Raw genomic sequence first — 19,190 nt, forward strand, 5'->3', positions numbered from 1 at the left:
TGAGCGCGGTCGGCCCCGGTGTCGGTCGGTCCCGGTGTCGGGTCCCGGTGCGGCTCGGTCCGGGTTGCTACAGGTCGGTGGCGATGATCTTCTCGATGTTGCGTTCCGCGAGCGCGGTGATGGTGACGAACGGGTTCACGCTGGTGTTTCCGGGGACCAGCGCGCCGTCGATCACGTACAGACCGCTGTAGCCGTGCAGGCGCCCGTAGTTGTCGGTGGCCTTGTTCAGCACCGCGCCGCCGAGCGGGTGGTAGGTGAGGTGGTCGCCCCAGACCCTGCCGCCGCCGAAGAGGTCGCTGCGGTAGATCGTCCCCTCCTTCGAGTTGATCTTGTCGAAGATGGACTTGGCCATGTCGATGGCGGGCTGCTTCCACGCCCTCTGCCAGCTCAGGTCCACGGTCCCCGTCGCCGCGTTCCAGGAGAACTCGGCGCGGTTCGGGTTCTTGGTGATCGACAGGTACAGCGAGGCGTACGTCTCGATGCCGGTGGGCAGTGGGGCCACCTCGGCGAAGGCGCCGCCCGCGTCCCAGTTGTCGATGCCGGCCGTGGGCATGGACGCCTGGAGCTTCCCGGTCGCGTCCCACATGTGGTTGGCGCGGCCGCACATGACGTTGCCGTTGTCGCCCCAGCCCTTGCCGACCTCGCCGTTGAGGTTGGGCAGCAGACCGGTCGCCTTCAGCCTGACCAGCAGCTTGCTGGTGCCGACGCTGCCGGCGGCGAAGAACACCCGGTCGGCGGTGACGGTCTTGGTGGCCGTCGTGTCACCGGTGGTGTTGATCTGGTCGATGACGACCGTGTAGCCGCCGCCGGCCGCCGGAGCGACCGAAGTGACCTTGTGCAGTGGGGAGATGGTGACCCTGCCGGTGGCCTTGGCCTGGGCGAGGTAGGTCTTCTGGACGGACTTCTTGCCGTAGTTGTTGCCGTACAGGACCTCGCCGTCCAGCGAGGACTTGGGGACGGTGCCGGCCGCCTCCTTCTTCATGTAGTCCCAGTCGTACACGTTGGGCACGAAGACGAAGGGGAAGCCGGAGCGCTGGGCGTGCTTGCGGCCGACCCGGGCGTACTGGTAGCAGGGCGCCGTCTCCCACCAGGCCTGGTCGACGTTGCTGACCCCGAGCCCGGCGTTGGCGCGCGGGTAGTAGACGTCGTACATCTCGGTGGGGTCGACGGAGGGCAGGACGGCGCCGAACCGCTCGCGCTGCGGGGTGACCGCCATACCGCCGTTGACCAGCGAACCGCCGCCGACGCCGCGGCCCTGGTAGACCGTGATGCCGTTGAAGTCCTCGGCGTCCAGGATCCCGGTGTAGCGCGGGACGTCCTTGTCGATCGGGAAGCCCAGGAAGTTGCTGATGGGGGCCTTGGTCCTGGTGCGGAGCCAGAAGGAGCGGTAGTCCGGCTTGGTGGTGTTGGCGAAGATCTTGCCGTCCGAACCCGGGGTGTCCCAGGCCATGCCCATCTCGATCATGTGTACGTCGACGCCGGCCTGGGCGAGGCGGAGGGCGGCGACGGAGCCGCCGTAGCCGGTGCCGATGATCAGCGCCGGTACCTGCGCCCCGGTCTCGATCGGGGCGGCGGCGGTGGCCGCGCGGGCGGTGGCGGCGGTGGTGTGCCCGGCGAGGGCCACCGCTCCGAGAATGGAACTTGTTCTAGCGATGAATCCTCGTCGGGAGAAGCCTTTGGAGTCGTTGGGGGGTATGGAAGGATCACTCATGTGACGTCCCTCACTCGTGGCGGAATGAGAACGAGTTCTACTGCTGCGGGCATGCGAAGTCACTACATACGACTAGGTAACTTTCGGCAGGTTACGCAACAGATGCACCAGATCACGGGACGTGTCGTCGGCGTGTCGTTGGCATATACACACGCCGCGCGTTCTCGGCTGTCGCGGCTGTGCCTACGAGAGGCTCCACTGGCCGACGTCGTCGGCGAGGCCGCCGTTCAGTGCGAACTGCACCGCGGCGAGTCCGGCGTCCTTCGGGAGCCGGAAGGTGACGAAGCCGGTCGCCGTGCCGCCGGGTGCGAGGGTCACGGTCTCGGGAAAGCCCAGCCCGGCGGGAATCGTGGCGTTCAGGCCGTCGAACCGCTGCCCCGCGACGTCCAGCAGGTGCGCGCAGGACGCGGGGGAGTCCTTGTACACGGCGGACCCGGTGTTCTCCAGCCGCAGTTGTACGCCGACCAGCCGGCCGGAGTCGTCAGGCGCGGGGCTCGCGGGGTCGACCACCTGCACCAGGGTCACGTCGAGGCGCTCACCCGGCCGGTTGCCCGAGAGCGGGACGGTCTCGCCGGCGTCGCCGCGGATCGCGCCGAGCAGCAGGGGACCGAGGAGCGCGAGGGCGGCGAGGGAACGTGCGGCGCGCATGGCGGAACCTCCTGCCTCCCAGGCCCCCTTGTCCACGATCCTCCGCGCACCGCGCTCCCGCCACCGAAGCCCGGCTCCGGCCCCGCGGAGCACCGCCGCCGGGGAACTTCCACCCGGTTGAACCACAATCCGTTGGATCTTCCGGCCGAGCCGTGTCATGGTTGGTCTCGCCGAAGGGGTGTAGCTCAGCTGGCCAGAGCAACGGTCTCCAAAACCGTAGGTCGCAGGTTCGACTCCTGCCGCCCCTGCAAAACCGCTGCCGTACGCATGCGGAGAACGCCCAGGTGGAGCCAGTGCTCGCCTGGGCGTTCGCATGTCCGCGCGCGCCGTCGGCCTCTCGTGCCTCGGCGTCGTCGGGGTCGTCGTGCTCATCGGCGTCGTCGGCGCCGAACTCGGGGCCGCCGAAGACCAGATCGACACGGTCGAACTCGCGCCCGGCGAGAACGTCACCGGCAAGGGAACCTTCACGCCGAAGAGGGTGACGTACACGGACGGCCTGATCGGGAAGGGCGTCCGCACGGACGTGTCGTAGGAAACGGAACGACGCCCGCCCCGGGCGGTATCGAGGGCGGGCGTCGTGCGTTGGTTCCGGCGGGCTATCCGGCCGGGCTCTCCTGGTATCCGTACGGGCGGGTGATGATCTCCATCGCGTGGCCCGCCGGGTCCAAGAAGTAGACGCCCCGGCCGCCGTCGTTGTGGTTGATCTCGTTCGGCCGCTTCTGCTGCGGGTCGGCGAAGTACGCCACCCCCGCCGACCGGATCTGCTCGAACGCCGCGTCGAACTCCGCCTCGGAGATCAGGAACGCGTAGTGCTGGGGCGTGATGGACTCGGCCGGGATGGTGGCGAAGTCCAGGGTGACGCCGTTGGCCGTCTCGACCGGGATGAAGGGGCCCCATTCCGCCCCGAGTTCGAGGCCGAGGACGCGCGCCAGGAATTCGGCGGACTCCCGGTTGTCACGGGAGTGGATGATCGTGTGGTTCAGCTGTACTGACATGAGTGAATGCCTCCGCAAGGCACATCACGGGCGCCTCCATGCCTCACCCGGACGGTGACCGACACGCGATGCCGTACCCGTGATCCTATGCAGACCGCCCGGGGCGAGTCCATCGAAAGCGGGTTCCGGTCACGGGCGCAACCACGGCCTGGACGCGCGCCGCGGGTGCTGTCTACGAGCCCGAGCCCGCGTACACCGTCTTGACGTTGTCCCGCGCCGGATGCGTGCGCCCGGCCGGACCCGCCGCGAAGACGCGCAGCAGGTTCTCCGTCACGCGGGTGGTCAGCGCCCCCGACCGCGCGTCCAGGCCGTGGTTGCGCCCGCCGGAGCCGTCGCCCGTGGCGTCCAGCGCCTCCACCCACCGCATCGTCCCCGTCGCGAAGACGCCCGCCCCGCTCGGCGCCGAATAGTAGGCCGTGTCCTGATGGCTCGGGCGGCCTTCGCACACCACCGGGGAGTGCGCCAGGATCTCGATCGGCCGGGGCGTCGGGAAACCGGTGTTGACCTTGTCGTACTCCACACCCACCAGATGCGCGAAGCGGTCGCCCGCCTGCACGCCGGTGCCCTCGAACAGCCAGTGCCCCGGGTTGGTCACCACGTACGGGGCGTCGACCGGGTACCCGTCGTAGATCACGCCGAGCAGCGAGCTCTCCGGGTCGGCCCCGGGCGCGGAGCGGAAGTCGACCGTGGCCGGATGGCCCCGTTTGAACCCCGGGTCCTGCTCGTAGGAGGACTTGTAGCAGACCAGCGTCCGGTCCGGGCCGAGGTCGGAGGGCTCCAGCCGGATCCGGCGGAAGCAGCAGTTCGCGCCCAGGATCGCGATGTTGGTGCCGGCGTCCCGGGCGGCCGTGAAGTGCGCCCGCTGCTCCGGGGACCAGTACTCGTCGTGGCCGAGCGAGAGGACCGCCGCCGCGCCCTCCAGCAGCCGCTTCTCCCGGGCCACGTCGGTGGTCGTCGCGTACGCGAGGGGTATGCCGAGCCGTTCGGCGAGCGCGATCAGCGGGGCCTCGTAGGTGAGGAAGAGGCCCGCGCCGTCGTCGTACTCGTAGGGCCGGTCGAACGTCACCGCCAGCGAGCGCGAGGCGTACCCGCCGCTGGGGCCGTCGTAACTGCCGTAGCCGCCCCACCGGTTGTACGCCTGCCAGGTGGCCACCGCGTTCACCACGACGGTGCGGCCGGACGTCGACGCCGAGCGCACGGTGAGCGGCACGAACCGTTGGCCCTCGCCGCCCTGCGCGTCGAGCCGCAGCAGGTAGCTGCCCTCCGGCCAGTCCTTGGTCTCGACCGTGGCGGTACGGGCCCAGCGGGTGCGGACCGTACGCGTCCCCGGGTCCACCGTGGGCTCCGGCTGCCGGACCCCGGGCAGTGCCTCGGAACGCCACACCAGCCGGGCGCGGGCGCCGCCGTACCAGCCCATCCGGTAGGCGGAGACGGTGAACCGGGGCGCGGTGGTGGACACGTGCAGGCCGAACGACTCTCCGGGCAGGACGCTGACCTTGTCCGCGAAGCCCTCGATGGCGCGGGCCGGGCCCGCCTTGGTCACGGTCCAGTCGGCTTTCCCCGGCCGGGCGTTCTCGGCCTTGACGTCGAGCCCCCGGGGTCCCGCCTTGCCGGCGGCCGCCCCGGGCGCCGAGCCGCTCGGCGCCGGCCCCTTGCCGGGCCCCTTGAGCGGCCCCTCTGCGTCCCCGTCCGCGCATCCGCCGACCGCCCCGAGCCCAGCTGCCGTGGCCGCGCCCGTCGCGATCGCGAGAAACCGCCGCCTGCCCGCGCCGTCGGCGTCCCCGGGTATGTGCTCTTGATCCATGGGGGCACGTTATGTGACCCTTCGCGCCCCTCTTGGACCGGGTTCCGCCGCAGGCCCGCGCGACGGGCGCCGCACCGGACGCGGCGGCGACCCGTGACCTACGCTGGCCCCGTCCGGCACACCGTCAACTTCCCCTGGGGGCCCGCGAGATGACATTGAACACCGCGCACGGCGGCGACACCCCCGCGCCGGGCACCGTCCGGCAGCTGTGGCAGCTGCTCGAACCCGTCCACGCCATCGTCTACTACGCCCCCGAGTCGTACGAGGAGGCCGGCTCCCTCGGATACGCCACGGACGAGCGCTGGCCGCTGTACTTCGCCTTCCGTGCCGCCCCGCTCGGCGCGGCCGGACCGGAGCTGGTCACCGCCCTGTTCTACAGCTTCAACCCGCTCATGGTGGAGCGGTATGTCGCCGATGCCTGGGACACGGCCCCGCCGGCCCGTGTACTCGCGGCCCGGGCGGCCGCCACCGACCGGGCCCTGCGCGTCCTGCTCGGCGAGCGCGTCGCCTCGCCGGACCTCGCCGAGGCCGCGGGCCTGGCCCGCCGCGCCGCCGAGGCCGCGGTCACCGCCGGGCGTCCGCTGGCCGCCGCCAACTCGGCCCAGCCGTGGCCCGAGACCCCGCACGCCGTGCTGTGGCAGGCGGCCACGACCTTGCGCGAGCACCGGGGCGACGGCCACCTCGCCGCCCTCCAGGCCCACCACCTCGACCCGGTCGAGTCCCTCGTCCTGCACTGCGCCGTCGGAGCCGCCCCGGCGGAGGTCTTCGAGAGCCGCCAGTGGGCCCCGGCGGACTGGAGCGCCGCCCGCATCCGCCTGGCCTCCCGCGGCCTGCTGGCCGAGGACGGCATCGCCACCGAGGCGGGCCTCGCCCTGCGCACCTCCGCCGAGAAGCTCACCGACGAACTGGCCGCCGCCCCGTGGTCCGCCCTGACCCCGCAGGAGCTCGCCCGGCTCGCCGAACTGCTCCTCCCGCCGGTGCTCGACATCGTCGCCGCCGGCCTCCTCCCGGGCCAGAGCACCCTGGGCATCGGCATGAAGTACGACTACCAGAGCTGACCGCCGCGCGACCGGGGCACTGCGCGCGGCCGGCGGCCTGGTCGTGTGGGTACTGCCGGCCCATGAGCCGCCACCCAGGAACAAGCCGATGGCCTGCCGCGGGTTCACGTGGCAGGCCATCGGTTCAGGAAGTGTCAGAGCTCGTTGTAGAGGTCACACCAGGTCCAATCCTCGTCTGAGAAGTGGCTGGATATGGCGACCTGCTGGCCATTGTTGCCCGCAGACGCCGGGCCCGCACCCGCGATCAGCCCGCCCATGGCAAGCGCCAGGCCGGCCTCCGGATTTCGCGGGCCGTGGTGATCCGTCACGGGTGACTCGCACTGCTGGGTGCCGTGACTCCGGCCGCTGCGGACGCCGTTCGGCTACACCCCGGCCGTGCAGAAGACGCACCCCTCCCAGAGCGGCAGGGCGTCCAGCACGCGGTGGCGTACGCAGGAGGCCGTGGCGGGTTCGGGCAGGGTGCCCGGAGTGCCGGCGGCGGGCGGCGGGTCGAAGAGTTCGACCATGGCCCGGTACGTGCGCAGGTAGCCCTCGGCGCGCGGCGGGTCGTAGGTGAGCTCGTTCCAGCGGTGGCGGGTGAGGGCCAGGTCCACGACGCGGAGGAGGAACGTCTTCGACGCGGCACGGGCGGCGGGGGTGTCGCCCCAGTCGAGGTCCGCGAGGGCGAAGCCGACCACGCCGCGGCCCATCACGCTCTGGTCCTGGAGCGTGAGCAGCGCGGCGAAGCGGTAGTGCCAGGGCTCCTCGGCCAGGGTGGCGACGGCGAGCGTCAGCACGTCGACGAAGACCGCCGTGCCGCCGTTGGTCATCTCCAGGCAACGGCCGCCGCTGCCGCCAAAGATGTTCATGGACGTAGGGTAAGCAGGCAGGAGCTGCTGATCACTTGGCCGGCCGTCCGCCGGTCGACACCGATGAAAGCGGAGGACGAAACACATGCGCTATCTCCCCCTGGGCAGTTCGGGCCTCCAGGTCTCCGCCGTCGGCCTCGGCTGCAACAACTTCGGCGGCCGCCTCGACGCCCAGGCCACCCGCTCCGTCGTGGACGCCGCGCTCGACGCCGGGATCACGCTCCTCGACACCGCCGACATCTACGGCGACCGCGGCGGTTCCGAGAGCCACCTCGGGCAGGCCCTCAAGGGCCGCCGTGACCAGGTCGTGCTGGCCACCAAGTTCGGCTACGACGGCGTCGACATGGGCTACGGACCCGCCGCCGGAGCACGCGGCGGCCGCGCGTACATCCGCCGCGCCGTCGAGGAGTCGCTGCGCCGCCTGGTGACCGACCACATCGACCTCTACCAGCTGCACAGCCCCGACCCCACCGTCCCCATCGCCGAGACCCTGGCCGCGCTCACCGAGCTCGTCGCCGAGGGCAAGGTCCGCTACATCGGCCACTCCAACCTCAGCGGCTGGCAGCTCGCCGAGGCCGCGCACGTCGCCCGTGAGATCGGCGCAACCCCCTTCGTCTCGGCGCAGAACGAGTGGTCGCTGCTCCAGCGCTCCGCCGAGCGCGACCTGGTCCCGGCCGCCGAGCACTACGGCGTCGGCGTGCTCCCGTACTTCCCGCTGGCCAACGGCCTGCTCACCGGCAAGATCCGCCGCGGTACGCCCGTACCCGCCGGGTCCCGGCTCGAAGGGCGCGACGCGTACCTCACCGAGCGGCGCCTCGACGGCGTCGAGGCGCTGGCCGCGCTCGCCGACAAGTACGACCGCAGCGTGCTGGAGCTGGCCATCGGCTGGCTCCGCGCCCAGCCCGGCTGCGCCTCCGTCATCGCGGGCGCCACGTCCGCCGAGCAGGTGCGCGCCAATGCGGCCGTCGCCGACCGCCCGCTGGAGCCCGAACTGCTGGCCGAGATCGAGGGCATCGAGGCGATCGCGAGGCCCGCGTGACGCGGCCACCGCGCTGCGCCGTCCTGGACGACTTCCAGCAGGCGGCCACCACCCTGGCGGACTGGTCGCCGGTCGCGGACCGGGTGGAGGTGGTGAGCTTCTCCGACCACCTCACCGGGGAGGACGAACTCGCCGCCCGGCTCGCCGGCTTCGACATCGTCGTCACCCTGCGCGAGCGCGTGCCGTTCCCGGCCGGCCTGCTCGACCGGCTGCCCCGGCTCCGGCTGCTCGTCGCCAGCGGCATGCGCAACTCGGTCATCGACTACGCCGCCGCCCGGCGCAACGGCGTGACCGTGTGCGGCACCGGCAGCTCCGCCACCCCGCCCGTCGAGCTCACCTGGGCGCTGCTGCTGGGCCTCGCCCGGGGCATCGTCCCCGAGAGCACCGCCCTGCGCGCCCGAGGCCCCTGGCAGAGCACCGTCGGCGCCGACCTGCACGGCAGCCGGCTCGGCCTCCTGGGTCTCGGCAAGATCGGCGGCCGGGTCGCCCGCATCGGCCTCGCCTTCGGCATGGACGTGGTCGCCTGGAGCCGGAACCTGACGGACGAACGGTGCGCCGAGGTGGGCGTGACCCGCGCCGCGTCCAAGGAGGAACTCCTCGCCGGCAGCGACTTCGTCTCCGTGCACCTCGCCCTCGGCGAGCGCACCCGGGGCCTGGTCGGGGCCGCGGAACTGGAGCTGATGCGCCCCGGCGCGTACCTGGTCAACACCTCGCGCGCGGCCATCGTCGACCAGGAGGCCCTGCTCGACGCCCTGCGCGCGGGGCGCATCGCGGGGGCCGGCGTCGACGTCTTCGACATCGAGCCGCTGCCCGCCGATCACCCGATGCGCACCGCCCCGAGGCTGCTCGCCACACCCCACCTCGGATATGTGACACGGGACAACTACGCGACGTACTACGGCGAGGCCGTCGAGGACATCAAGGCGTTCCTCGACGGCGAACCGGTCCGCGTCCTGCCGTGAGGGCTCCGGCTCACGCGGGCGCGCCGGTCAGGACCGTCACCTCGCCCGTGTCCAGCGAGTAGTACGCGCCGACGACGGCCAGGGCGCCCTTCTTCACGAGGGGCCCCAGGTCGGCGTTGGCCCGCAGGTCGTCCGCCGTCACCTTGCTCTGCCGGCGGAGCATGGTGTCGACCGGATCGGGCCCGGGGTTCTTCACCGTCAGCCCGTACTCGACGGAACCGGTGACCACCGGCCCGATCGCCTGCCCACGACCCGCACCCCCGCGCCGCGGGCGGCGCGCCCGGCTCAGGACACGATGTCCTTGCGGGCGAACCCCCGGAACGCCAGGGCGAACAGCACCAGCGCGTACGACACGGACACCGCCGCGCCCTTGACCATCCCGCCCCACTCCAGCTGCGGCTGGAGCGCGTCCGCCCAGGCGAACTGCCAGTGCGCGGGCAGGAACTCCCGCCACGAGCCCAGCGCGGTCACCGCGTCCAGCACGTTCCCGACGATCGTCAGCCCGACCGCCCCGCCCACCGCGCCGAGCGGCGCGTCCGTGCGGGTCGACAGCCAGAACGCCAGCCCGGCCGTGACCAGCTGCGACACGAAGATGAACGCGACGACCAGGGCGAGGCGCGGCACGGTGTCCGAGGCCGCGAGCGAACCCCCGGCCGGCAGCTTCAGCGGTCCCCACCCGTAGGCGGCCGTACCCGCCGCCAGCGCCACCACCGGCAGCAGCACCATCGCCGCCAGGCTGAAGCCCAGCGCCACCACCAGCTTGCTCCACAGCAGCCGCGCCCTCGGCACCGGCGAGGCCAGCAGGTAGCGCAGCGAGGACCAGCTCGCCTCCGACGCCACCGTGTCCCCGCAGAACAGCGCCACCGGCACCACCAGCAGGAACCCGGCCGACACGAACAGGCACGTCGCCGCGAAGTTCGCGCCCGAGGCCGTCGCCGTGTCGATGAGGGTGATCCGGCCGTCCGAGCCGTTCGGACCGCCGCCGGGTCCGCCGCCCACCGCGAACGCGATCATCAGGATGAACGGCAGGGCGGCCAGCACCCCGCCCATCACCAGCGTCCGCCGCCGACGCCATTGCCGCAGGGCCTCCACGCGCAGCGGCAACGTCCGGCTCGCCCGGTAGCCGGCGGCGACCTCCGTCACGGCATTCACGTCCGTCACGTCGTTGACGTCGCTCACATCTGTCCCGGCGCTCATGCCGAACCTCCGATCAGGGTGAGGAACGCGTCCTCCAGCCGGCGGTGCGGCCCCACCGCGGACACCGGCACCTCCAGCCGTACGAGTTCGGCGATCAGGCCGTCGGCCGTCGCGCCCTCCAGCCGTACCAGCAGCCCGTCATCGGCCGCCGCCACGGAGCCCACGCCCTCCAGCGCCGCCACCTTCTCCATCGTCGTTGCGTCCACCGGCCGGGCCAGCGCCACCAGCAGGGTGTCCCCGCCGCCCGTGATCTCCGCGACCTCGCCCGCCTGCACCAGCCGCCCCCGGTCCATGACGACCAGGTGGGTGCAGGACTGCTCGACCTCCGACAGCAGGTGGCTGGAGACGATGACCGTCCGCCCGCCCGCCGCGTACCGGATCATCACGTCCCGCATCTCCCGGATCTGCGGCGGGTCCAGCCCGTTGGTCGGCTCGTCGAGGATCAGCAGGTCCGGCATCCCGAGCATGGCCTGCGCGATCGCGAGCCGCTGCCGCATGCCCTGCGAGTACGTGCGCACCGCGCGCTCCAGCGCGTCGCCGAGTCCGGCGATCTCCAGGGCCTCCGCCATGTGGGCGTCCTCGGCCGGGCGCCCGGTGGCCTGCCAGTACAGCTCCAGGTTGGCGCGGCCCGTCAGGTGCGGCAGGAACCCGGCGCCCTCGACGAACGCCCCGACCCGCGACAGCACCGGCGCGCCGGCCCGCACCGCGTGCCCGAACACCCGGATCTCGCCGGCGTCCGGGGAGATGAGCCCCATCAGCATCCGCAGCGTGGTGGTCTTGCCCGCGCCGTTCGGCCCGAGCAGGCCCAGCACCTGCCCCTTCTCCACCCGGAACGACAGGTCCCGTACCGCGTACCGGTCCTGGGCCTTCGCGTACTTCTTCGTCAGCCCGGTGATCTCCAGCGGTACGTCGGCCAGCGCCGGGTCCGGCGCGGGTACGCCGCTGCGCGCTCCCGCGCGGCCCCGCCCGGGCCGCCGGATCCCCAGCAGCGCCGCGGCGAGCGCCGCCGCGCCCAGCGGCAGCCCCCAGGTCCAGGCGGGCAGTGCGGCGGCGGCCGTCCGTACCCCGTCGGCGACGGGCACCGCGAGGGGGCCCTCCACCGAGACGGTGTACGCGGCGGGCGCGGCCGGGGAGGCGTAGCCGAGGTCCGTGGCGGCGACGACGAGGCGCAGCCGGTGCCCGGCCTCGACGGCGTGGTCGACGGCCGGGAGCCGCAGTTCGACGCGCGCGCCGTCGCGGGCGTTGTCCACCCGGACCGGGGCGACCAGCTGACTCGGCAGCACCTGCCGGCGTCCGTCGGGGCCGACGTCGTACACCTTGCCGAAGAGGACGGCCGAACCGTCCTCGGCCGTCGACCTCACCTTGAGGGTGACGGTCGGCGTCCCGGTGATCCGCAGGTCCGCGGGGAGCGGCTCCGACTCGAACCGGGCGTTCTGCCCCGGGAAGTCCAGCGAGAGCCCGGCGCCGAAGGCGGCGAGCTGCCCGCCGATGCCGGGGAGCGCGGACAGCGAGGGCGGGGTGCCGCCGGCCGGATTGGCGAAGGTCTGTTCCCGGCCGGTCAGCGCGATCGGGTGCGGGCCGGAGGCGAGCCCCGGGTACCGGTCGCCCGTCGCGCCGCGCAGCCGCACCTCGCCGTCGGTGGAGTCGATGCCTCCGGAGCGGGAGACCCGGAACGCCGGGCCGGTGTCGGCGCTCTCGTCCCCCTTGAGGTAGCGGTCGAACCAGGCCGTCACGCGGGCCTCGGTCCGGCCGGCCTCGCGCATGCCGCCGTCGTGTCCGCCGGCCGCCCAGTCCACGGCGACGGGCGCGCCGTTCGCCGCGATCGCGCGGGCCATGGCATCGGCCTGGCCGAGCGGGAAGAGGGAGTCGTCCTGGCCCTGCACGATCAGGGTGGGCACCTTGATCCGGTCGCCGACCGCCGACGGGCTGCGCTTCTCCAGCAGCTGCCGGGCCTCGGCGTCGGGCTTGCCGGCCACCGCGACCCGCTCGTACATGGCGCACAGGTCGGGCTCGAAGCGCCCGCAGCCGGTGGCCGCGGGGCCGTCGGAGCGCCGGGGGGCGCCGGTACCGGCCGGGCCGTCCGGAACGGCGGAGTCCGGGGCGGCCCTGTCCGGAGCTGTCGCGTCCGGAGGGCTCGTGTCCGGGGCGCTCGTGTCCGGGGCGGCGGCGGACTGCTGGAGGCCGCCCGCCGCGCCGGTCGTGAAGAAGATGCCGGTCCAGAGCTTCTTGAAGACGCCGTCCGGGAAGAGCGAGTCGGCGAGGTTCCAGTACGTGATCTGGGGGGCGATCGCGTCCACCCGCCGGTCGTACCCGGCGGCGAGCAGCGACACCGCGCCGCCGTACGACGCGCCGGACACGCCGACGAGCGGATCGCCGTCCGCGTCGAGCCGGATCCCGGGCTGCCGGGCGAGCCAGTCGATGAGCCGGGAGACGTCCTTGACCTCCCGCTCCGGATCGTTCAGCCCGATCCGGCCGCCGGAGCGGCCGAAGCCGCGGGCGGACCAGGTCAGGACGGCGTACCCGTCGCGGGCCAGCTGCTCGGCCTGCGGGCGGACGTCCTCCTTGCTCCCGCCGAAACCGTGTCCGAGGAGGACGGCGGGACGTTTCGCCCCGTCCTTGCCGTCCGCGCCGGCGGCGGTGAAGTACGAGGTGTCGATCGCGGCGCCGGGCATGTCGAGCACACGGTCCTGGCGGTGCACGGCCGGCGCGTCGTCGGCCGCGGCGGTGGCCGTCAGCGTGCCGGCCCCCGCGACGACGGCGAGGGCGGCCGCACCGGCGAGCAGGCGGCCGCGGCGGCGCCGGGGCAGTCGGAGCTTCATACGGGAACCCTAATCGCCGGGCCCGCGCCGCCCGAGCCTCCGCAGGCGGAAGTCCGCGACCTTCTCAGGGAGTACACCGCCCGCGCCGCGTACTGCGCCCGCGGTATACGGCGTACGGCTGTCCGGGTCGCCGACGTGCGGAGGCCGCCGACCTGCGGGGGCCGCCGACCTGCGGGGGCCGCCGACCTGCGGGGGCCGCCGACCTGCGGGGGCCGCCGCCTGGCGGGAGGATGGCCGCATGCTGCTCGCCGAGGTCGCGCGCGTGTCGGCGGAGGTCGCCGGGACCTCCGCCCGGTCCCGCAAGACCGCGCTGCTCGCGCAGCTGTTCGCGGCCGCGCCCGCCGACGAGGCCGGGCTGGTGATCGCATACCTTGCCGGGCGGCTCCCGCAGGGCCGACCGGGCATCGGCTGGCGCGCCCTCGCCCGGGAGGTCGAACCCGCCGCCGAACCGACGCTGGGCGTCGGCGCCGTCGACGCGGCCGTCACCGAGCTGGCCACCGTCGCCGGCCCGGGCGCGCAGGCCGAGCGGCGCCGGATCCTGGACGCCCTGCTGGGCGCGGCCACCGCACCCGAGCAGCGGTTCCTGCGCAGCCTGCTCTCCGGCGAGGTGCGCCAGGGCGCGCTGGACGCGGTGGCGCTGGAGGGCGTGGCGGCCGCCGCCGGGGTGCCGGCCGCGGAGCTGCGGCGGGCCGTGATGCTGGACGGCTCGTTGCCCCGGGTGGCGGCGGCCGTGCTCGCCGAGGGGGCGGCGGCGCTGCGGGAGGTCACGCTGCGGGTGGGGCGGCCCGTACAGCCGATGCTGGCGGGGACGGCCAAGTCGGTCGCCGAGGCGCTGGCCGCGCTCGGGCCGTGTGCGCTGGAGGAGAAGCTGGACGGCATCCGGGTGCAGGTGCACCGCGAGGGCGAGGACGTACGGGTGTACACGCGCTCCCTGGACGAGATCACCGACCGGCTGCCGGAGGTGGCCGACCTGGCGCGGACGCTGCCCGGCGACCGGTTCATCCTCGACGGCGAGGTGATCGGCCAGGGTGCGGACGGCCGGCCGGTGCCCTTCCAGGAGATCGCGAGCCGGGTCGGCTCCCGGGTGGACGTGGCGGCCGCCCGGCGGACGCTCCCGGTCGCCCCGTACTTCTTCGACGTGCTCGCCTCCGACGGCCGGGTCCTGCTCGACCTCCCGGTCCGCGAGCGGTACGCGGTCCTCGCCGCCCTCGTCCCCGAGGGGTCCCGGGTCCGCCGGCTGGTGGTGGAGGACCCGCCCGCGCAGACGGCCGAGGCCGAGCGGTTCTGGGCCGACGCCCTGGGCCGGGGCCACGAGGGCGTGATGGCCAAGGGCCTCGACTCCGCCTACGCGGCCGGGAGGCGCGGCAAACACTGGCTGAAGGTGAAACCGGTGCACACGCTGGACCTGGTGGTGCTGGCCGTCGAATGGGGCCACGGCCGCCGCACCGGCCTCCTGTCGAACCTGCACCTGGGCGCCCGGGCCGCCGACGGCACCTTCGCGATGCTGGGCAAGACCTTCAAGGGGCTCACCGACGAGATGCTGCGCTGGCAGACGGAGCGCCTGCGCGAGCTGGCCGTCGAGGACGACGGCTTCACGGTCCGGGTCCGCCCCGAACTGGTCGTGGAGATCGCCTACGACGGCCTCCAGCGCTCCCCGCGCTACCCGGCCGGGGTCGCCCTCCGCTTCGCCCGCGTCCTGCGCCACCGCCCGGACAAGTCGGCGGCCGAGGCCGACACGGTGGACACCGTCCTGGCGGGCGGGACCGGCCGGGGCCAGGCGCCACCTTGACGACAGGACCTGGCGCTGTGGCTCGATCCCGCCCTACTGGTCGTCGGGATCGCCCTCGTCCTCGCGCAGCCTGCGCCAGAGGCGGGTGCGGTGCAGCACGTAGAGCGCGATGACCACGAAGACCACCTGCAGACCCACGGCGAGCAGCCAGAAGACGACCCCGCTCTCCAGCTCGTCCGTCAGGTAGGCGAAGTTCATCCCGAAGAACCCCGTCAGGAAGGTCAGCGGCAGAAAGATCGTCGACACGACCACCAGGCGGTTGATCACGCCGTTCTGGTCGCCGGAGACCAGGGAGGAGTAGCTGGCGAAGGCCCGCCGGGCGGCCTCCTGGAGGGACTCGATGTCCGCGAGCACCAGGCCCGCGGTGCGCTGGTACTCGCGCACGCGCCGCCGGCGCGCCTCCTGGAAGCCGCGGTTCATCACCCGGCGCGTGACGGTCTCCTCCGCGACCCGGTGGTAGGGGAGGAGGGTGTGGTGCAGGAGGGCCGCGGTCCGTCGCAGCCGCGCCAGGCGGTAGAGCTGCTCGGGTTGCCGTCGGCGGAACATGGCGTCCTCCAGGTCCTCCACTTCCAGGAGCGCCCGGACGGCGGCCCGGCGATAGGTCTCCAGGGCCTCGTCCAGCAGCAGGAACAGCATGGCCACGGAGTCCGAAGGGCTCTCGTGCGAGAACCGGGTGGTGACGTCCCCGATCAGCGAGGCCGGTCCCCGGTGCACCGTGACGAGGTACCGCTCGGTCACCAGGGCGTGGACGTGGACGACCCGGCCCGCCTCGACCGCGGGCACGACGAACGCGGCGCAGTCCCCGAGGATCTCGGCCCGGGTGTCCTCCCCCTCCCGGCCGAGCCAGGCCAGGTCCTCGGCCTCCAGGCCGAGCAGGTGGGCGAGCGGCGGTTCGCCGGGTGCGGTCTGCTCGGGCAGCTCCACGTTCACGAGCAGGAAGCGGGACACGGCCAGCCGCTGACGTGCCTCCGACACGTCGACACGCGTGATGGTGCCCTCCGGCATGGACATCATCGACACGATCATCGTCCCTCGCCGTGGGTCAGCCGGTGCGGTGCCTCCCAGCCTCTACCGGGGCGGACCCCGTGCAACCGCGGTGACGCATTCGCCCGGCGACCCGCCCTCGAACAGGTGAGGGCGGAGCGTCCACCGACCGGTTTTGCCTCAGAGGCAAGGGAGATTGCCAGACAGGCAAGATTCTGGCTCAATCGGGGTATGACACCCGGATCTGACACCGGCCCCGAAGGCGCGGCCGGTACCGACGAACCGGTGGGGGAGCTGCCCACCGTGGCCCCGCGGTTGCGGGACCTGCGGCGCCGGGCCGGTCTCACGCTGGAGGCCGCCGCCGCGCGGGCCAGGCTCTCGCCCGCCCACCTGTCCCGGCTGGAGACCGGCCGGCGCCAGCCCTCGCTGCCGCTGCTGCTCGGACTCGCCCGCACCTACGGCACGACGGTCTCGGAACTGCTCGGCGAGACCCCGGCCGTGGCCGATCCCATCGTACGCGCCGGGGGGCCGGGGGCCCGCGAGGCCGACGGCTGGACGTACTGGCAGGCGGGCGGGTCCGGGCGCGGGATGCAAGCGCTGCGCGTGCACGTTCCGCACGGGCGCAGCCAGGGCGAGCTGGTGCGGGTCCATCCCGGCGAGGAGTGGCTGTACGTCCTCAAGGGGCGGCTGCGGCTGCACCTGGGGGATGCCGAGCACCTGCTGGAGCCCGGGGACAGCGCGCACTTCGACTCGCTCACCCCGCACCGGATCGGCGCGGCCACTGCCGGGGGAGCCGACCTGCTGTTCGTCCACACTCTGCTGCAGAGCAGCCTCGCCGGGCTGTGCCTCGGCGGCGCGACCACTTCACAGCACCACCACCTCTAGGAGAGAACATGCCCGTGGAGTCCGCCGAGACCGCCGAGACCGCCGAGACCGTCGAGGCCGTCGAGACCGTCGAATCCGCCGAGACCGCGCCCGCGCAGGCGCAGGCGCAGGCGCCCAGCGTGCGCAAGCGCATCGAGTCCAAGTTCCCTCGCGGGCTGGTCATCCGGCTGATCGCGTACCTGTTCGTCGGCCATCTCTTCGCCTTCTTCGTCTACCTGCTGTTCGTCCTGGGCGCCGAGAACCAGTAGCCCCGGAGCCCAGGGCGCTGCGGACCGCGCCGGACCCAGCCCAGCACCAGCACCGACGCCACCGCCGCGAACGCGCACCAGGTGGAGGCGAACTCCAGCCGCCACAGCGCCGCGCAGACCAGCGCCCCGGCGGCCAGCACCGCCCCCAGCAGCCGCAGGCGCCGGTCCCCGGCGAGCAGCAGCGCGCCCAGGGTGGCGAACAGGTAGCCCGCCAGCACCAGCGGAACGTACGGCACGCTCACGCCGTACCCGAGCGTGTGGCCCCGGATCCCGGCCGTCACCGGACGGGTGGCCAGGCAGTACGCGAGACCGGCGGCGGCCGCGAGACCCGCGGCCGCCGGCCCCCACAGCACGCGGCGGGCCTCCGGCGCGGCCGCGAGCAGCACCCCGAGCGGCACCCACACCGGCAGCACCGGGAGCGCGATCACCGCCCAGGCCGTGGTGGCCGGGCCGCAGCCGCCGCCCGTGTCCCAGACGGCGGCCTCCAGCAGCTGGTGCGCGCCCAGCAGCACCGGCAGCGCCGCGACGGGCAGGTCCCGGATCCGCCGGACCCGCAGAACGCACCCGATCCCGACGGCGGTGACGACCGTGCCCGCCGCCAGATCGGCCGTCGCTCCAGCACATGCGCCCGGACCCTTCCGCGCCGTCCCGGCCGTCACGCCCGGGCGGCGGGGGGTTCGAGCGGCGGGGCGGTCACGCCGCAGTGGGTGTGGCACAGCGGGTGGCAGCCCGCGACCACGGGTTTGCGTACGGTCGCCCACGCCACGACGGAGCCGAGCACCAGCACGCCCGCGCACCACAGCATGGCCCGCCCGAAGGCCGCGTCGAACTCCGCCGGCATGCGGTACGACTCCGGCCCCATCCCGGACAGCAGCGGCAGCGCCGCGACCGCGAGCAGCCCGGCGGCGCGCGCGGCGGCGTTGTTGATCCCGCTGGCCAGCCCCGCCCGGCCGGGGTCCACCGAGGCCAGTACGGCGGCCGTCAGCGGCGCCACCAGGGTCACCATGCCCATGCCCATCACCAGCAGGGCCGGCAGCACGTCCCGGACGTACGAGGCGTCGGGCCCCACGCGCAACATCAGCAGCATTCCGGCCGCGCACAGCAGCGGCCCCACGGTGAGGGGGATGCGCGGTCCGATGCGCTCCCCGATGTCGCCGGACCGGGCGGACAGCAGCAGCATCAGAGCGGTCGTCGGCAGCAGGGCGGCGCCGGCGGCCAGCGCCGAGTACCCGGCGACCACCTGGAGCTGGAGCACGCTCAGGAAGAAGAACCCGCCGAAGGCCGCGTACACGCACAGGGTGACCAGGTTGACGGCGGTGAACTGCCGGGACGAGAAGATGTCCGGCGGCACCATCGGATCGGCCCGCCTGTGCTCCACGTACACGAACACGCCGGCCAGCAGGACGCCGACGACGGCCGAGGCGATGATCAGCGGGGATCCGGAGCGGGCCTCGATCAGCGCGTAGGTGACCAGCGCGAGGGACGTCGCCCCCAGCAGTGCCCCTGCCACGTCGAAGCGCCCGTGTGCATTCGGGTCCCGCGATTCCGGTACGTGCCGCAGCGCCACCGGTACGCACACCGCGGCCAGGGGCACGTTCAGCAGGAACACCCAGCGCCAGCCGGGCCCGTCCACCAGCCAGCCGCCGAGGAACGGCCCGACGGCCGCGCCCACACCTCCGAGCCCCGACCACAGCCCGATCGCCCGGCCCCGGTCGTCGGGGTGGATCGAGCCCTGGATCAGCGCCAGCGAACCGGGCGTGAGCAGCGCCCCGCCGACGCCCTGGAGGGCGCGGGAGGCCACCAGCACCCCGGCGTTCGGGGCGATGCCGCACAGCAGCGAGCCCAGGGCGAACCACACGACGCCGATGACGAAGACCCGCCGCCGCCCGAACCGGTCGCCGAGCGCCCCGCCGACCAGGATCAGCCCGGCGAGGGTCAACAGGTAGGCGTTGGCCGTCCACTGGAGCACCGCGAGATCCGCGTCGAGGTCCTCGCCGATGCGGGGGAGCGCGACGTTGACGACGGTGGAGTCGAGCATCGCCATGCTCGACCCGAGCACCGTGGTGAACAGGATCCAACGGCCCCGGGCGGACGTGATCCGCACGGCGGGCCGGACGTCGGGCGCCGGCGTGGTCATGCCTTCAGCCTCGCCCGCCCACCCGGGAAAGGCCACCCGGAAGGGCGCCCCGGCCGGGCCCCGGGG

At 73.6% G+C, this 19,190-nt stretch carries 18 protein-coding genes and 1 tRNA gene; 8 read left to right on the top strand and 11 right to left on the bottom strand.

All coding sequences use genetic code 11. The features are described 5' to 3' along the window. Nucleotides 1-67 precede the first annotated feature (67 nt). The gene (locus OG982_RS29185; RefSeq protein WP_266949775.1) at nt 68-1,711 is read right to left on the bottom strand and encodes a GMC oxidoreductase; all 1,644 of its coding nucleotides are present in this window, start codon (nt 1,709-1,711) and stop codon (nt 68-70) included. A 183-nt stretch (nt 1,712-1,894) separates the two neighbouring features. Further along, nucleotides 1,895-2,359, bottom strand: a complete 465-nt coding sequence (locus OG982_RS29190) for a hypothetical protein (protein ID WP_266949777.1) — start codon at nt 2,357-2,359, stop codon at nt 1,895-1,897. Nucleotides 2,360-2,533: 174 nt separating this feature from the next. Between OG982_RS29190 and OG982_RS29195 the strand changes: the two genes are divergently transcribed. After that, a tRNA-Trp gene (locus tag OG982_RS29195) sits at nt 2,534-2,607 on the top strand. Nucleotides 2,608-2,672: 65 nt separating this feature from the next. Continuing rightward, nucleotides 2,673-2,891, top strand: coding sequence for a hypothetical protein (locus tag OG982_RS29200; protein ID WP_266949779.1), 219 nt, complete (start codon nt 2,673-2,675; stop codon nt 2,889-2,891). A 64-nt stretch (nt 2,892-2,955) separates the two neighbouring features. On the opposite strand, the gene OG982_RS29205 is transcribed toward OG982_RS29200, so the two are convergent. Together OG982_RS29205 and OG982_RS29210 are read right to left on the bottom strand one after the other, a co-directional pair. Next, entirely contained in the window at nt 2,956-3,354 is a 399-nt protein-coding gene (locus tag OG982_RS29205; RefSeq protein WP_266781677.1) for a VOC family protein, read from the bottom strand. A gap of 172 nt (nt 3,355-3,526) precedes the next feature. Beyond that, nucleotides 3,527-5,158 carry a N,N-dimethylformamidase beta subunit family domain-containing protein gene (locus tag OG982_RS29210; protein ID WP_266949781.1) on the bottom strand — a complete coding sequence of 544 codons (1,632 nt, stop codon included), beginning with the start codon at nt 5,156-5,158 and terminating at the stop codon, nt 3,527-3,529. Between the two features lie 149 nt (nt 5,159-5,307). Between OG982_RS29210 and OG982_RS29215 the strand changes: the two genes are divergently transcribed. Beyond that, a complete protein-coding gene (locus OG982_RS29215; protein WP_266949782.1) occupies nt 5,308-6,216 on the top strand; it encodes a hypothetical protein in 909 nt (302 codons plus the stop codon). Between the two features lie 362 nt (nt 6,217-6,578). On the opposite strand, the gene OG982_RS29220 is transcribed toward OG982_RS29215, so the two are convergent. Continuing rightward, on the bottom strand, nt 6,579-7,064 hold the full coding sequence (locus tag OG982_RS29220; RefSeq protein ID WP_266781672.1) for a hypothetical protein: 486 nt from the start codon (nt 7,062-7,064) through the stop codon (nt 6,579-6,581). A gap of 85 nt (nt 7,065-7,149) precedes the next feature. Between OG982_RS29220 and OG982_RS29225 the strand changes: the two genes are divergently transcribed. Beyond that, nucleotides 7,150-8,103 carry an aldo/keto reductase gene (locus OG982_RS29225; protein WP_266781670.1) on the top strand — a complete coding sequence of 318 codons (954 nt, stop codon included), beginning with the start codon at nt 7,150-7,152 and terminating at the stop codon, nt 8,101-8,103. Beyond that, a complete protein-coding gene (locus tag OG982_RS29230; RefSeq protein ID WP_266949783.1) occupies nt 8,100-9,065 on the top strand; it encodes a D-2-hydroxyacid dehydrogenase family protein in 966 nt (321 codons plus the stop codon). The genes OG982_RS29225 and OG982_RS29230 overlap by 4 nt, the downstream gene beginning before the upstream one ends. 10 nt (nt 9,066-9,075) lie before the next feature. On the opposite strand, the gene OG982_RS29235 is transcribed toward OG982_RS29230, so the two are convergent. Genes OG982_RS29235 through OG982_RS29245 form a run of 3 tightly spaced genes read right to left on the bottom strand, consistent with a single transcriptional unit; the run spans nt 9,076 to nt 13,081 of the window. Further along, a complete protein-coding gene (locus tag OG982_RS29235) occupies nt 9,076-9,294 on the bottom strand; it encodes a hypothetical protein (protein ID WP_266781668.1) in 219 nt (72 codons plus the stop codon). Nucleotides 9,295-9,350: 56 nt separating this feature from the next. After that, complete coding sequence (locus OG982_RS29240; protein WP_266949784.1) at nt 9,351-10,262, bottom strand: ABC transporter permease; 912 nt, start codon at nt 10,260-10,262, stop codon at nt 9,351-9,353. Next, nucleotides 10,259-13,081 carry an alpha/beta fold hydrolase gene (locus tag OG982_RS29245; RefSeq protein WP_266949786.1) on the bottom strand — a complete coding sequence of 941 codons (2,823 nt, stop codon included), beginning with the start codon at nt 13,079-13,081 and terminating at the stop codon, nt 10,259-10,261. Before OG982_RS29245 ends, OG982_RS29240 begins: the two co-directional genes overlap by 4 nt. 238 nt (nt 13,082-13,319) lie before the next feature. Between OG982_RS29245 and OG982_RS29250 the strand changes: the two genes are divergently transcribed. Further along, nucleotides 13,320-14,870, top strand: a complete 1,551-nt coding sequence (locus OG982_RS29250; protein ID WP_266949788.1) for an ATP-dependent DNA ligase — start codon at nt 13,320-13,322, stop codon at nt 14,868-14,870. Between the two features lie 33 nt (nt 14,871-14,903). On the opposite strand, the gene OG982_RS29255 is transcribed toward OG982_RS29250, so the two are convergent. Continuing rightward, nucleotides 14,904-15,896 (bottom strand): CorA family divalent cation transporter, encoded by a 993-nt coding sequence (locus OG982_RS29255; RefSeq protein WP_266949789.1) that lies wholly within the window; start codon nt 15,894-15,896, stop codon nt 14,904-14,906. Nucleotides 15,897-16,085: 189 nt separating this feature from the next. On the opposite strand from OG982_RS29255, the gene OG982_RS29260 reads away from it, so the two are divergent. After that, nucleotides 16,086-16,739, top strand: coding sequence for a helix-turn-helix domain-containing protein (locus OG982_RS29260; RefSeq protein WP_266949790.1), 654 nt, complete (start codon nt 16,086-16,088; stop codon nt 16,737-16,739). Nucleotides 16,740-16,747: 8 nt separating this feature from the next. Continuing rightward, on the top strand, nt 16,748-16,987 hold the full coding sequence (locus OG982_RS31025; protein ID WP_323139288.1) for a DUF6126 family protein: 240 nt from the start codon (nt 16,748-16,750) through the stop codon (nt 16,985-16,987). Here the strand turns inward: OG982_RS31025 and OG982_RS29270 are convergent. Both OG982_RS29270 and OG982_RS29275 read right to left on the bottom strand, forming a co-directional pair. After that, on the bottom strand, nt 16,951-17,646 hold the full coding sequence (locus tag OG982_RS29270; RefSeq protein WP_266949792.1) for a DUF6629 family protein: 696 nt from the start codon (nt 17,644-17,646) through the stop codon (nt 16,951-16,953). The genes OG982_RS31025 and OG982_RS29270 overlap by 37 nt on opposite strands. After that, on the bottom strand, nt 17,643-19,124 hold the full coding sequence (locus OG982_RS29275; RefSeq protein ID WP_266781660.1) for an MFS transporter: 1,482 nt from the start codon (nt 19,122-19,124) through the stop codon (nt 17,643-17,645). The genes OG982_RS29270 and OG982_RS29275 overlap by 4 nt, the downstream gene beginning before the upstream one ends. Nucleotides 19,125-19,190 lie beyond the last annotated feature (66 nt).

It is taken from the genome of Streptomyces sp. NBC_01551 (assembly GCF_026339935.1).
Taxonomy (GTDB): domain Bacteria; phylum Actinomycetota; class Actinomycetes; order Streptomycetales; family Streptomycetaceae; genus Streptomyces.